This is a genomic window from Pontibacter sp. H249 (assembly GCF_037892465.1).
Classification (GTDB): Bacteria; Bacteroidota; Bacteroidia; order Cytophagales; family Hymenobacteraceae; genus Pontibacter.
The window spans coordinates 342217-356946 of the sequence record NZ_JBBKTR010000002.1; the positions used below are offsets into that span (position 1 = coordinate 342217).

Genomic DNA, 14730 nt, shown 5'->3' on the forward strand with positions numbered 1-14730 from the left:
AACTACCTACTACCATTAAAACTATGAAGAATATGTTTTACCTAAAGCACCTGCTTAAGCTGGTGCTGCTACTCCTGTGCACTACTCCCTCAGCACATGCTCTATCGCAAACCATACGTGGCTGTATTGTAGACAAAAAGTTGCAGGAGCCTTTAGATCGGTGCAGCCGTAGCTATGCTTACAACCAACTTTGTCCTGGATGCTTCTACTGATGTGAACGGCAACTTTGTCATTTCGACCTTCGGGAGAATTCTCCTAAACAAGTTTTAAATAAATCTCTCACGCTGTTCGTGAGGACAGATAAAATAAATTACATTTCGCATCTTGTATTATAAAAAGTATACTGCATTTTCGTTAGTAAAAGTATAAACCGTTATCTTATATGTCACTCCGTTTTAAGCTACCTGCCCTTTTGTTATGTGCCGCATGGCTATCTGCCTGCAGCTCTGATACCGAAAAACAGACAACAGCCGCACAGAAAACTACTGATACTACTCAGGTTCGGGAGCAGCCTGAACCTGAAGGAGCTAACGAAATAAGCTACGAAGAACGACTGCAGGACGGCGGCATGCAGTTTTCTATACAAACAACCGGCACTGGCTCCCAGCGCAGCCTCTCCATAACTGTAGCACGCAGCGAACAGCCACCTGTGCGTATAGACGAAGCCATAGAGGGAGCCGTAACCAACAGTGCTGTTACCGACCTAAACGACAACACTAAGCCTGAGCTGCTGGTGTTTGTAAGCAGCAGCGGAAGCGGCAGTTATGGAAAAGTATACGGCTACGAATTTGATCGCGAGTATTGGGGAGAACTGGCCATGCCTGACTTAACACCTGAGCTGCAGAAAGATTACATGGGCCACGACGAGTTTAAGGTTATCAATGATCGCTTGGTTCGCACCTTTCCCATCTACCTCGAAACCGACCCTAACTGCTGCCCAACCGGCGGCACCCGCACCATTGTTTATACTTTGGATAACGCTCTAAACCTGCGGGTAGAGAAGGTAGAGTAAAGTATAAAGTGGCAGCAGTAATGCAGTATATTTTAGTAGACAGAACTCTCTTTGTCCAAGCTCCTGTTAAATTGATCTATCCGCTGCTCCATTAATCCGGGAAACTCGTAAATCATTACAGCATCCTTTCACTTTTAATTTAGCCCGTATGTCAGAAGAAGAACTAGATCTGCTACGTTACCCCATTGGTAAATACGACGCAAGCAAATACCCCAACGATGAGCACCTGGTAGAGCAACATATAGTAAATATTGCCCAACTGCCCGGTAAAATACGTGAGGCTATCAAAGAACTTACGCCAGAACAACTAGACACCCCTTACCGCCCCGACGGCTGGACACTGCGCCAGGTAGTACACCACGTACCAGACAGCCACATGAACGCCTACATCAGGCAAAAATTAGCCCTTACTGAGGATATACCCACCATAAGAACTTACCACGAAGATGCGTGGGCACAGCTGCCGGACAGTTTACTGGCTAGCACCGATATCTCGCTTGATTTGCTGGAAGCGCTGCACCAGCGTTGGGTTGTGTTACTTAAAAGCCTTACACCGGAGCAGCTGGAGCGCAAGCTGGTGCACCCTGAAACAGGTGAATGTAGCATAAGGCAGCATGTTGGCCTCTACGCTTGGCACGGTGAGCATCATCTGGCGCATATAACCGGCTTGATAGAACGCCAGGGCTGGAGAAAAGCAGCTCCCAAACCGGATTTGCCTATCGGTTCTTTAGTTTAGCTGTTGCTGATAATCCAGGTATAAATAGCAGAAGCAGAATTTGTACTCAAGAATAGTTGATCTCTGTCTGGTCGCGTAGCTCAATGCCAAGATCGTCTGATATCTTTTCCATCTGCTGCAATGCCTTCTCTTTGCTGTGCGCTTGTACCAGGTGCAGCTTGGTGTTATCTGCCAATTTTAAATAACCGTCATACTTTATACTTCTGAACTGTGCCGTAGAGGCCCTTGACTCTGCCACACGGTTATACTTGTTTTTGTTTAAATACAGGAAATCGATTCCGGGCAGGTGTTGTATTTTGCCAAAGTTTATACCTGCCAGTAACACGCCTTCTTTGTATGTTCTGTTGATCAGATCTAACCCGATATGGCGGTACGTAAACTGCATAACAAAGCCAGCAGGCAATAACAGCCAGGCAGCTAATGAGCCATTGTACACACTAAGTATGGCAAAGGCCGTAATCATCCAACCGTACAACCTGCCGGTAGAGCTGAAGTAGTGTGTTGTTTTGTACCGATGCATCATAGTTTGTGTGCAGGAACTCCGGCTACTTCTCTACCCGCTTTGGTTTCAGCAACTGCTGCTGCTCATCATACAAGCCTACAAGTATACTGTTGCCTTGTTCATCCACTTTTAAGCCTCCATACTTTGCCTGCTCAAACGTTTTAGCCTGCCCCTCCTCAAAAAAGTATGACTCTGCTCCCAGGTTAATGGCCCAGTCGCTTTTGCTATACTTTAGCAGCTGCTCGTTTGGGTTCAGCGGCTGCTCCTTCTCCTGGTAACGCACCAGCTCCGCCACGTTGTTTTGCCCCAGCTTCAGCACTGCATAGCCTTTCTGATCCAAACTATCAAACAGTTCGGGCCTGCTGATGGCGTAGCTTAGGCGCATATAATCGCCTTGCATCAGGGAGCGTGGGTCTACAGGGGCGAGCTCTAGCAGCACCAGTTGTCCGTGCTCCAGCGTTTGCTCCTTCTGCACTACAGACCAATTAAAAAGCGCCAGTACCAGCACCAGGTTGGCCAGTATTATCCAGTTGCGTTTAGTTAGCATAGCTCTTCAGGTATCTGTTTAGTAACACAAAACCGCCCAGGAAAAACAACCCACTCGCAACCAGCACTCCCGATTTAGCAAGCAGCGTTAGGTTAAGGTCGTAGTAGTAAAGTATAACAAAGTATGCCAGCGCCAACAGCCCCACCCAAAAGCCCGGCTTATGCCCGATGTAGAAGCTACTGAGAAGTATAAGCAATGCTCCAGGCACAGAAGGCGCTACCACAGTTGGGGTAAGTATAAGGAGGCAGCAAGTATAAAAAGCAGCTTTTGTTTTGATGTTGGTGATATCTGTATTCTGCAATACCCTGTGCAGCAGGTAAATCAGGCAGCCGCTCAGAAACAGACCCGACACCCAGAAATAACCAATAGCTGAGGACAGGAACTTCTGGTGCACGAAAAGGCCAAGCGTTATCACTAAAGAGAAAATCACACCCATTCTTATTGGCCCATACTTTGTGTTTAGCTTAGCAGAGGCAGCAATCAGTTTTGCTTCGTTTAAGCTCATGAATATAAGTATAGCCCCCTGTAGTATAATAAGCGCATGTGCCCCGTTATATATTTTGTGGATGAACAGCAGCCCTAGTAAACTACCGTTTAGCACCAGCACCGCCAGAAAAGTACAGATGCCGCTATGGGAGAAAAGTATCAGCAGCGTAGCCGCACAAGCCATCACCAGCGCCACTACGGTTCCGCTATCCATTACTTCTTCTACCAGCTGCCCAACTCCTACCGCCAGAAGTATATACCCTATAATGTTGAACGACACGCCAACAGAATCTGCAGTCGACTCTTTTTTATTTCGGATGAGCCACTCGGCGCCTGCCAATAAAATAATGCCTAAAGTAGCCATGGCTATTGGTGAGTTGTATAACCCTGCTGCCACCAGGAAGCCCAGAAAAGTAGACGCTCCTAAAAAGCCGCCAAGTATAACCAGCACCTTAACAGCCAGCTGCGAAATGCGCAACGAATTTTGCTGTGCCTCCTGCTCTATGCTAGCCCTATCAAAGGTAAAGCCTTCGCCTTGCTCCTGCGCTATGCCATGCAGCAGCGCGTCCAGTTGGTTAGTATTTGCCATGCCACTCACGGTTTAGTTTGCCCAAGTACTGCACCAGAAAAGTAATACTGCCGATTACGAACAAGGTAGCCAGCATCAACACAAACTCCTCCATGTGCTCTCCTAACCTGATTATGATAGCCGTACCAACCGAAATGGCACTGAACGGAATAGCAGAAAGATAGAACAGGTCTTTTATGCGGTGGCCGTACCATACTGCTGCGCCATACATCCCAAAGCCGAGTATATAGGCTATACCGTTGTCGTCTCTAAAACTGGAAAACAGCAGCACGATCATACTTATGGTGATGGCCGTTATCGCAGCCAGGCTTATAATTCTCGGGAACCACCTGTGCTGCACGCTTACCTTGCCCCTGGTTGCCAATGCTTCCCAGATTAGCACAGCCGCAGCATTAAGTATAAACAGCACGTCCAGCACAGCATTAAAGGTAAAGTATGTGGCAACCTGCTGCGTGTAAAGTATAAATGTAGTGTTTAGCAGCGCCAGGAAAATAAACCAAAGCGGCTGAAAATTAGCTACCAGCACCCACAGCACCACAAAATAGGTCCAGCCAAAGAAGAAGTCGAAGGCATTGGCACCGGTCTGGTAAATTTGTCCGAACACGGCAAACAGCACGCCCACTAGCACCGTACTGCCTGTTAGCAGCACGTTTTTTATTGTTCTGCTGCCTTTCCAGAGAAGTGCCGCTCCGGTAGTGGCTACAAGTAATAACTCTATCAACCCCAGCTTCACGAACTTGTGCATATCGGCCCAATTGTAGGCAAAAAAGAATATAATACCGGCCACAGTAAAGCTTGCACCAGTGCCCAGCAGGAACAGGCGCAGGAAGCTGCCCCAGTTGCGGGCTGAGGCGTACACGTTGCCGCTACGCAGCCGGGCATCTATACCAGCGGGGTTCCAGTTGCTGTGCCGGGCAACTGCATAGATCAGCTCGCGGGGGAGGTTATTTTTCATAGTTACAGGGGGTTGCTTTAAGAAAATAACGGATTTTCACCGGGGTAGCAATACACAGGGTGATCATGTAGTTATACGTTACTTCTGCAGCGTCATCAGCCGTTTGCTTTCCTGCTCCACCTCCTATAGTCTGGGCGGTTAAGGCGAGTAGAAATGCGATAAGTTATACTTACCTGTCACCAAAGCTTACCACCGCCTGCTCGGCCATAACCATTCTTGACTGCAGCAATATGCCATACTTGCTTTTCAGCTCTTCGCGCAGGTGCTCAAATCCGTTCTTTGCCAGCTTAAAATTATACTTGCCATGCATAGCGGTTTTGTTTGTCAGGTTAATGTAGAACTCTGCTTTTACCGTTTTCAGGAGATCTTCTACAGTCGCGTTCTCCATGGTGATCTCAACTGGCGTTACCACTGATTTATACAACCCATTTGCATCTACCTGGTGATTAGCCAGCATGGTGTCGTCTTCCAACTCCACATCCCACATTTCCTTTTCTACCTCGTGGGTGCTAACATCAAACTTATATAGCTCCTGAAGCTCGTTAAGTATAAGGGTTTTATTTTGTGCATTGGCTGCATGGCTTTTATAGCGCAGGTTTATACTTTTATCAGCATGCCTGTTATTTCCAAAATCAACAGTTACCTTCTCTTTCTGCAGCAAGTCCGAAATAACCTCTGACAGTTTCTTATTTTCGAAAGCGATGGAATCTTTAGCAGTATAGGCCACCTCTTTTTCCGTTTTGCTGTTTAGCACGTGCTCCTCCACAACCAATGTATAGTTCTTGTTGCTGATGTTCAGCTTTTCTTCCAGCTCGCTCATAAACAGCAGGCCCAGCCCCAGGAAAACAGCATTGTGCGCGGCATGCAGGTAATATCCCCAAAAGAAACCATACTTTACGCGCATATAACCCATAAATAGGCCACCCACTACCTGTGGTGCAACTAGTATAGGTGCCAGTAAAAGTATAGCTGTAGAGTACTCGAAATTAGTGAGGTGTATCAGGCCAAAAATAACTGCTGCAGCGTAAAAAATTATGCGGTAGGCCCTGGCCCAGGATTGTTCAAAGTAATTACCCAGCTCATTAGACTTTAGCAGGTACAACACCATCAGCAGCGCCAGCACAAGTGTGCCACCAACTGCCCACCAAACAGGCAAAAATTTAAATAATGCAACGCCTGCAACCAATAGTAATACAGCAAAAAAAGCAGCGATAAAACCCCGCCTAAACCGCAACCCGAACCTAAAAATCAATTCCTCGAAAAACGGCACTACCACTACCCCTACCAAAAGTATACCCCATATAGGCAGGTTTCTCATCAACTCGCTTACTGCGTGGCTTTCGCTGCTGTAAAGACCCAGATATTCTACCAGTGAGATAAGTCCGGCAAGTGCAGTACAGATTAGCACATCGATCAGGAGCACCTTTAGCAGCACCTGTAGTTTGCCGGACTTGGAGATACTTGTATCCGGTTCATCGGCAGGATGCTTAATAAAGCTCCATACGTTGGTGGCAGTCTGGTTCAGGGATAAAATAAAGTTATCAAGCATGTTTTACAGAAAAAGGGAATAAAAAGCCATTAATCTTCAATATATAAAAATGCCTATACTTTTTAAACTTTATCCCATAAAAAAAGCGGCAGCTGCTCAGGAGCAACTGCCGCTTTTATATCATTATTTTGCCAGATTTACTTGCTTGCCGTAATTTTAACTGGCACTTCCATATTTTCCCAGCTCAGCACCAGGCCTTCTTTTGTCACATCGTATTTCAGGCGCTCATTCATGCTTTTCGCTTTACGAGGAGTTACCTCTGCACGAAGGGCATCCTGCTTTTCGTCGTACTGTGTGCCCCATTGTTTGGCAGTGTTGTTAAAGATAACTGTCCAGGTATCTTCTCCCGGAATGGTGTAAAAGCTATAAGTACCAGCTGCCAGTGGTTTGCCCTCTACCATCACACTTTTATCGAACGTAACAGTGGTGGCCTCGTTTGCGCCAGATCGCCATACTTTTCCGTAAGGCACCAACTCGCCCCAAACAGTACGCCCTTTAACCGATGGGCTGCTGTAGTTTACAGTAACGTTAGCGTTGCCTACTTTACCGTTTGCCGTAGCGGCCGGGCTGGCTTTTGGCTTAGCATCCTGAGCCCAGACAGTTGCCGAAAAGAATATGGCCATAAGCAGCATAGCCAGCGAGTTAAGATTTCTAGTGTTCTTCATAGTAATAGTTTTGTTTAGTGAAAGTTACTACTTTATTCACAAAAAGTATAACTACGCAAGTAACGTAAGAACAACAATTTATATTATTCGATTTAGCTTAATCCTAAGGCAGCAGCAACAACAAACTCAACATCCGTAATCGCAAGTCTCGTATAGGTGAAAACCAGATGCTATCTGACCATAAGCTGAAACACCTATGCCTGCCTACAGAAACAGAAAACAAAGCAGAACCCCACAAACCGCAAGAGCCAAAGTACCAGTTGGCACACGAACCAGCACGCCACGTTATCCGCAACGCCAAACTGCTGCTGCCAACAGAGCACAAAGATCCAATTTTAGCAGAACACGCAGGCGGCGCAGATTATCAGGAGAGGGTGCTGTGAAAGGAGCTCAGAACCGCCTCCGCAACTTTAAGCAGGCTTCTATTCTGACAGTGGCCATTACAGGCTTTATTATGCTACTGTTTACCCCTAACGAAGCCACTCTGGCACAAGACGATACCCTGCAGACAGAGGTACAGGACACTGTTACAGAAGCAGTAGTACCAGTTGCAGCAGATACTACCGCTTCCGCCATAGATTCAGGTAAAGAGGCTGCCGGTGAAGCAATCAGTTCTATACAAAGCCTCTGGAACAGCTTTTTGTACAACCTGCCCAAAATACTGATCGCCTTAGGAACATTGCTATTAGCCTGGTTGCTGGTGCGGCTGCTAAAGGTTGTGCTTCAGAAAATATTGGGCCGGTGGCAAAAGTCTAGTGCCATTATCTCGCTGATTTCTATTGCAATATGGCTGTTGGCAGTTGGTGTGGCTATAAGTATCGTAGCCGGTGATATTCGTGCCCTGATAGGCTCATTGGGTTTGATAGGTTTAGCTTTATCCTGGTCTTTACAAACGCCTATCGAGAGCTTTACCGGTTGGCTGTTAAATTCTTTTCAGGGATACTATCGTGTTGGTGATCGCATTCGCGTGGGTGATGTGTTCGGTGATGTATACCGTATCGACTTCCTGACTACTACCGTTTGGGAAATTGGCGCACCTTACCAACCAGGCTTTGTGTATGCCGAGCAACCCACTGGCCGCCTGGTTACTTTCCCTAACAACGAGATCCTAACTGGCACTGTAATTAACCTTACCCGCGACTTCCCTTATGTGTGGGACGAGCTGGCCATAGCGGTTGCCAACGAGTCGGATGTATCGCTGTGTATAGAGGTGTTGGGAAACGTGGCGGAGGAGTTACTGGGCAACTACATGGTAGCACCGGCAAGAGAGTATGCAAAACTGTTAAAGCGTGCCGGCCTAGGTGAAAATGTGGCCGACAAGCCGCAGGTATTTATTTCGCTGGAAGACTCCTGGACCAACATTACCATCCGCTACCTGGTGGGTGCAAGAGAACGCCGAAAATGGAAAAGCGAACTAACCTTGCGCATTACCAAAGAAGTAAACAAACCTGAATACCTCGAAAAAATTATTCCTGTTTATCCGAGGCAGCAGGTGCAGTTTATAGACCCAGATGGCGTGCCTGTAGAGGCAAGGTTTACCGGAAACAGCGGCAGAGAGGAGGCATAAAAACTAATTTCTAAAATCTGTATATTGCTACATCTATCAAGTATAAACTTAGCAACCATACAGCAACAGCAATTAACCCGTGCAACTAACTGCTACCACGTCTGCCACCGTTAAAACACGCATTGCACCTACCCCAAGCGGTTACCTTCATTTAGGCAACGCAATGTCTTTTGCCATTACCTGGGCACTGGCTCGTAAAAGTCAGGGTACGGTAGTGCTTCGGATAGATGACATTGACAATACCCGTTTCCGGCCTGAGTACCTGCAGGACATTTTTGATACGCTGGATTTTATGGGCATAGACTACGATGAAGGTCCGCGCACGCCTTTAGAATTTGAACAGCATTACTCCCAGCACCTGCGGCTACCGCAATACGAAGATTTGCTAAACCTATTGGCAGAAAAAAATAGGGTGTATGCCTGCCCCTGTTCCCGCAGCCAGATTGCAGCAGTATCACCAGAAGGCCTCTATCCGCGTACCTGCCGTGATGTGCAACTACCCTTAGAGGCTCCAGAAGCAGCATGGAGAGTTCGAATTCCGGATGATACAGTAATTGGCTTCCGCGACCAGTTGCTCGGAAACTGCGCCGTGGCATTAGCTCTGGAAATGCCTGATTTCGTAGTCCGCAGAAAAGACAGAATACCTTCTTACCAGATTGTTTCGCTCTGCGATGATCTGCAAACGGGCATCAACCTGGTTGTGCGTGGCGAAGACCTGATGCTGTCTACGGCTGCGCAGTTATTTTTAGCAGAACAAGTTGGCGCAACAGCTTTTACTAATGCACAGTTTGTGCATCACCCTATCATTCTTACCAGCGAAGGCAACAAACTATCCAAGTCTGATGATGCACTTTCCATAAACGAAATGCGCCAAGCCGGGCTCAAAACTAAAGATCTCTGGCAAAAGATAGCCACTACCTTAGGTTGGGAAGATGAATGCATAACCGATGCAGCAAGTTTTTTGAAGAGCTTCAAACTAGAAAACCTGCCACATCATATTTCCAAAGTATAGTTAAGCAAAAGTATACTTTTACAGGCCTTTCACATCGGCATTAACGCTGAACAAAAGTGTATGCTTATACTTTAATTCAGCCTAAAGCTTTACCGGAATCTGGTTATACTATTTGCTTTAACTTTTCTGTATATACTGAGCTATTGGCTATAGTTGGTCCCACAAATTTCTAAACGAGATGTCGCAGCCTGCTGATATCAGGCTGAGCTAAAGTATGCTCTAACTTCAGACTTTTTGTTTTAGTAAAGCATACACCTAACTGGGAGCCAAATAGTAATCAATAACTTTATTCTACTTCCTTAACCGGCCCATCACCCTTCTTTCATTCGGAAGCGCTATATTTGTTCTTACAGTTTTAAATCTAAGAGAAGGCTTCCTTTGCTATATGCTTAAATATTTAACTCATTCTGAGATCGACTTTCAGAAATGGGACCAATGCATAGATAGTGCTCCCAATGCCATAGTGTATGGTTATTCATGGTACTTGGATGTTATTTGTCCGAACTGGCATGGTATAGTTAAGGAAGCTCCCGGCGGAGAGTATGCAGCAGTTATGCCGCTCCCTGTTTTCAAGAAATTTGGAATTAAATATATCCGTCAGCCGCTTTTTGCGCAGCAGTTAGGCGTGTTTTACAAAACACCATTAACAGAGCTGGAATGGAAAGAAATTTCGGAAATTATAAGAAGTAAATTCTGGCTTATATCCCGGTACGAATTTAATACCGGAAACACAGAGATACTAGCAAAAGGACTACCTGGGTTTGAATGCAAAGTTTTCAATACTTACCATGTAAGCCTTAACTCAGATTACGACAACATTTTTTCTGCTTACAGAAAAGACCGGAAATGGAGGGTAAATCAAGCATCTAAACAAAACAACTTATCAGTAAGGCCCAGCAATAACCTGGACCTACAGATTAAGATTTTCCACGAAACTGTTGCCCCTAAAATTTATGGCATAATTGGCTACGAGTATGAGTACAGGCTCCTGAAGGAGTTATACAAAGCCGCTTCTGCACGAAACTTAACTACTATGTATGAAGTGGTTGATGAAGATGAAGAGATCTTAGGTGTGGTTCTTTTACTTTGCCACAACAAGAAACTGATATACTTTTTTAACTCCTCTACACCCAAAGGCAAACAGGCCGGAGCTATGTCTTTTATTGTAGATTACATGCTGAAGCACTACTCAAACCAAGAGCTGGTTTTTGACTTTGAGTCTCCGGAGATTAACAGGGTAGCCTCTTTTTATCGAAGCTTTGGTTCTGAGAAAACTCCTTTTCTATCTATTTCTCTAAACAGGCTTCCCGCACCAGTTAAGTTTTTAAAGGAAATAAGATTCAGAACCTATCGTTTCTTTGTACCTGTTAGTAAAGATCAGTAACACCCGGATTTAAAACAACCTTCCAATCTGCACTGCACTATTATTAGTTACGATCTACAATAGTGTAATAAGGCAAATTACACAATGCCATGTAGCTCCAGCAGACCGGGGAGCGTAAGGTGGTGTTAATATGATAGTTTTCTTGCAAGCTTTTGGTAGGCAAAGATTAATGTATAGACCAACATCTCATACTTTCGTAACATCGACACCTGTTTATACTTTTATTAAATGTCTCAGTCCAACAAACCTGCTCGCCAACTCACGCCCCAAATTACCGCTCCGGATAAAAAGCAGCTGAGCAAACTACAGCAAGAATTTAACCGAAAAACGGAGCAGATAGAACAGCTGAAGCAGGAACTAGCCACCCGGCGCAAAAGTATAAACCAGGCTCAGAAACGTATCGAAAAAGAGTTGCGGCCAATTATTGAGCAGCAACTAGAGAGACGCGTAGAATTAGCAAACCTGTTGGACGAAGCTTACCCGCTCCCTATTTTCAGTTACCGTGAAAAAGAGAAACTAGCAGCTTTCATAGAAAACATCACCTTCGATCTAATCTCGAATTATGAGCGTGAAGATATGATAGCACTACACGACAAGTATGCTGATTTTACTTACGCAGAACGTAGTGTTTTTAGCGCTGAGGAGCAAGATGAAATTGGTACTGATGAAGAGCCAACTTTAGAGGATGCTTTTGACGACCTGGATGATTTTGAGCGCATACAAGCAGAGTTGGATTGGGAGCAGGAACAACGGGAACGTGAAAAACAGAGCCGCCAGAAAAGTCGCAAAACCAAAGCGCAGCTAGCCAAAGAAGCCCAGGCTAAAGCAGAGCTCAGCAACATCAGCAAAGCCAGTCGCCGCGTATATACTGAACTAGCCAAGCAACTGCACCCCGACAAAGAACTTGACGAGACCAAACGCACCTGGAAAGAGGAAGCGATGAAACGCGTTACCCAAGCCTACCATCACGACGACTTCTTTGAGCTGCTGCGCCTGCAGATGGAGTTTATGCAGGAGCAGGGCCAGGCACTAAGCACCATGCCCAACGAGCAACTGCAGTACTACGTTCAAATATTATCTGACCAGGTAGAGGAGCTGAAGGCAGAACTTCAGGAGTACTCATCCGGCCCTAACGCAGGCTTTTACACACGCTTTTGCGGCACGACCAAGCAAATGGATCAGAAGTTCAAATCAGCAAAAGAGAACTTGAACCAAGAACTGGAGCAGCTAAAGCAAAACCTACGTACCCTGCAAGACCCGCAAATGATTAAGGTGTTGCTAAAGTAAGGCCAGTAGCCCAAAAGACCTCGCAGCGTTTACAAAACCTGCGAGTGCCTGGTGGAGTAGCCGCTGCTGTATTTTTAGTTCGAATGATCGTGGAGTATTTTCCAGCCTTTAGCAGAGTGCTCAAACACTAACGTATAGCGGCCGCTTTGCTCCGTCGAGTCTTGGTTTGTAAGGATATAACGTCCCGTTACCAATGCATGGCTGTTACCCAGTGGGCGCATCTCTAAACTGTCGAAACTTAAGGTAGAGGTAGGCGTGCCAGTCTCGGTAAAAGCCTCCTGGTAGTACCCTTTCATCTCATTCACTCCGATTGGGCCTTTCGGCAGCATAAACGTGGCGGCGCTGTCATAAACAGTGATAAACTCATCTAAGTCGCCATTGTTCCAGTCGGCTGTAATTGCTTCTAATGTTGGGATAACTTGCGTGAAGTCTGCTTTTGGTTCTTCTTGCACAGCGGTTTCAGAGGAGTTGCAGCTTGTAAATAGGAGTGCCGCCGCTAATATAGCGCAGCAGCTGATGCAGGTGTATAGTTTCATTTTGTGCTTAAGTATAAAGTATGGGTTCTGTGTAGCAAATATGCAGATTAATCTATACTTATCACAGGTGAAGTGTAGATTGATGCTTATACTTGTTGGTTTTCCTATACCTCCACTTTTATACTCTGGAAATAGCAGTCTGCTATTAAAAGTATATGCATATGTTCGGGTTCAGAGCCACCCAGTTAATACCCTCAAGTTACAAGTCCAAAATAACGAAATATAGATGAACCGAAAAGCTAATTCTGAAGAACCAGCTTCTTGGTTACAACTTGTTTACCCATCACTATCTGTAAATGATATACTCCACTAGCTAGTCCTGCGGTAGATACTGTTATCCCTGTCCTCGCTTGCGCCGTTGTTGTTTCCTTTTGTAGTACCTGATGACCAAGGCTATTGTATAAAGTATAAGATATAGTATTAGCGTCTGTTATTTGATCGTGTACAATAAATTTTAACTCACCACGGCTCGGATTTGGATACACCTTTACTTTTAAATCAGATAAATTAAAAGCAGCTCCTAAACCTAGTAATACATTCTCTTTGATCTTTACAATCCAAAAGTCATTGCCACCCCTCAAATCTTCAGATTTATCTCTACCTAATCCTGAAGTTGAGTTTCCTCCTAATAAGTAAGTACCTTCTGATGCTGAGACCATGGAATATAAATTATCATCGCCAGTACCGCCGACAGTGCTATCCCAAGATTTTTCCCCATCGTAATTAAGCTTTACAACCCAAAAGTCTATACCTCCTTTAGAATTTTCAGATTTCTCATTTCCTACATTAGATGTAGAAGTTCCTCCAAGTAAATAACCTCCATCAGGAGTTTCTAATAGCGAATGCATGGCATCATCTCCACTACCCCCAAAAGATTTGTCCCATATTTTACTTCCATTAGAATCAATCTTCACTAGCCAGTAATCGCGCTCTCCTCGAACTTCTTCAGTTTTTTCTCCACTAATGTTAGAGTCAGAATTTCCTCCTAACAGAAAACCACCATCCGGTGTTGGCAATAAGGCTGATAAATTATCATTCCCTTCTCCTCCGTAAACCTTTTCCCAGATTTTAGAGCCTTCAGCATCGATCTTTAAAATCCAAAAATCAGCCTTACCCCTTGATGGCTCTAACTTATCATTATCTACATTAGATTCAGACCGACCAGCTAAGATATAGTTCCCATCTGGTGTTTGCTTTATAGCAATAAGATTGTCGTTCCCACTACCTCCATAAGTCTTATCCCAAACTTTTGCTCCATCTGCATTTAATTTTACAACCCAATAGTCGCCTTGGCCTCGGTTAGCCTCTGCCTTGTCACCATTGGCCCCCGAAAATGAATAGCCAGCTAATAAATACCCTCCATCTGATGTCACAATTAGTGATGTGAACCAGTCTTCTCCACTTCCTCCAAAAGCTTTATCCCATAGTTTGTTACCCTCCGCATCAACTTTTACAATCCAGTAATCACGTCCTCCACGAGGTTCTGCTGTCTTGTCGCCACTGATGCCAGAGCGAGATGTCCCCCCAAGAATGTAACCTCCGTCTGTAGTTACTGCTACAGTTATTAATCCGTCAGCTTCGCTACCTCCAAAGGTCTTATCCCAATACTTTGTCCCATCAGAACTAATTTTTATAATCCAGTAATCTGTGGTGCCACGTGTATTTTCAGTCTTGTCACCGCCTGCAAATGATGTAGAATATCCTCCTAATATAAATCCCCCATCACCCATTGTAACTATTGAGTTGATGCCATCACTAAAACTCCCGCCATAACGCTTATCCCAAATTTTACTTACAGGTGTTTGTGCCTGTGCAAAGCTTATTAGGCAGAGAAAGATTTTTACTAGAAAAAACTTTATTGTTGTTTTCATTTATTGTTGTTCTTACAAATTAGTTAATGCAG

Annotated in this window: 15 protein-coding genes; 7 read left to right on the forward strand and 8 right to left on the reverse strand. The window is 45.1% G+C overall.

All coding sequences use genetic code 11. From position 1 onward, the window contains the following. The first annotated feature begins 23 nt into the window (after positions 1–23). From WG943_RS03880 to WG943_RS03890, 3 genes are all read left to right on the forward strand, one after another. Complete coding sequence (locus WG943_RS03880) at positions 24–212, forward strand: hypothetical protein (protein WP_340406848.1); 189 nt, start codon at positions 24–26, stop codon at positions 210–212. A 170-nt stretch (positions 213–382) separates the two neighbouring features. Continuing rightward, positions 383–1012 (forward strand): hypothetical protein, encoded by a 630-nt coding sequence (locus WG943_RS03885; RefSeq protein ID WP_340406849.1) that lies wholly within the window; start codon positions 383–385, stop codon positions 1010–1012. A gap of 148 nt (positions 1013–1160) precedes the next feature. After that, positions 1161–1748 (forward strand): YfiT family bacillithiol transferase, encoded by a 588-nt coding sequence (locus tag WG943_RS03890; RefSeq protein ID WP_340406850.1) that lies wholly within the window; start codon positions 1161–1163, stop codon positions 1746–1748. 46 nt (positions 1749–1794) lie between these two features. Here the strand turns inward: WG943_RS03890 and WG943_RS03895 are convergent, their stop codons facing one another. From WG943_RS03895 to WG943_RS03920, 6 genes are all read right to left on the reverse strand, one after another. Further along, positions 1795–2271 carry a hypothetical protein gene (locus tag WG943_RS03895; protein WP_340406851.1) on the reverse strand — a complete coding sequence of 159 codons (477 nt, stop codon included), beginning with the start codon at positions 2269–2271 and terminating at the stop codon, positions 1795–1797. A gap of 22 nt (positions 2272–2293) precedes the next feature. Beyond that, positions 2294–2797 carry a GDYXXLXY domain-containing protein gene (locus tag WG943_RS03900; RefSeq protein WP_340406852.1) on the reverse strand — a complete coding sequence of 168 codons (504 nt, stop codon included), beginning with the start codon at positions 2795–2797 and terminating at the stop codon, positions 2294–2296. Further along, complete coding sequence (locus WG943_RS03905) at positions 2787–3872, reverse strand: DUF4401 domain-containing protein (protein WP_340406853.1); 1086 nt, start codon at positions 3870–3872, stop codon at positions 2787–2789. The genes WG943_RS03900 and WG943_RS03905 overlap by 11 nt, the downstream gene beginning before the upstream one ends. After that, positions 3859–4827, reverse strand: a complete 969-nt coding sequence (locus WG943_RS03910; RefSeq protein ID WP_340406854.1) for a DUF2157 domain-containing protein — start codon at positions 4825–4827, stop codon at positions 3859–3861. Before WG943_RS03910 ends, WG943_RS03905 begins: the two co-directional genes overlap by 14 nt. 169 nt (positions 4828–4996) lie before the next feature. Continuing rightward, on the reverse strand, positions 4997–6376 hold the full coding sequence (locus WG943_RS03915; protein WP_340406855.1) for a CPBP family intramembrane glutamic endopeptidase: 1380 nt from the start codon (positions 6374–6376) through the stop codon (positions 4997–4999). Positions 6377–6513: 137 nt separating this feature from the next. Then, positions 6514–7041 carry a DUF2911 domain-containing protein gene (locus WG943_RS03920; RefSeq protein WP_340406856.1) on the reverse strand — a complete coding sequence of 176 codons (528 nt, stop codon included), beginning with the start codon at positions 7039–7041 and terminating at the stop codon, positions 6514–6516. A gap of 196 nt (positions 7042–7237) precedes the next feature. Here WG943_RS03920 and WG943_RS03925 point away from each other — a divergent pair, with 196 nt between their 5' ends. From WG943_RS03925 to WG943_RS03940, 4 genes are all read left to right on the forward strand, one after another. Further along, positions 7238–8608, forward strand: coding sequence for a mechanosensitive ion channel family protein (locus WG943_RS03925; RefSeq protein ID WP_340406857.1), 1371 nt, complete (start codon positions 7238–7240; stop codon positions 8606–8608). Between the two features lie 79 nt (positions 8609–8687). Further along, positions 8688–9620, forward strand: a complete 933-nt coding sequence (locus WG943_RS03930) for a glutamate--tRNA ligase family protein (protein ID WP_340406858.1) — start codon at positions 8688–8690, stop codon at positions 9618–9620. Positions 9621–10005: 385 nt separating this feature from the next. After that, positions 10006–11004, forward strand: a complete 999-nt coding sequence (locus WG943_RS03935) for a GNAT family N-acetyltransferase (protein ID WP_340406859.1) — start codon at positions 10006–10008, stop codon at positions 11002–11004. Between the two features lie 228 nt (positions 11005–11232). Beyond that, positions 11233–12291, forward strand: a complete 1059-nt coding sequence (locus WG943_RS03940) for a J domain-containing protein (RefSeq protein ID WP_340406860.1) — start codon at positions 11233–11235, stop codon at positions 12289–12291. 74 nt (positions 12292–12365) lie between these two features. Here the strand turns inward: WG943_RS03940 and WG943_RS03945 are convergent, their stop codons facing one another. Together WG943_RS03945 and WG943_RS03950 are read right to left on the reverse strand one after the other, a co-directional pair. Next, positions 12366–12827, reverse strand: coding sequence for a YybH family protein (locus WG943_RS03945; RefSeq protein ID WP_340406861.1), 462 nt, complete (start codon positions 12825–12827; stop codon positions 12366–12368). A 239-nt stretch (positions 12828–13066) separates the two neighbouring features. Continuing rightward, positions 13067–14698, reverse strand: a complete 1632-nt coding sequence (locus WG943_RS03950; protein WP_340406862.1) for a T9SS type A sorting domain-containing protein — start codon at positions 14696–14698, stop codon at positions 13067–13069. Between the last annotated feature and the right edge of the window lie 32 nt (positions 14699–14730).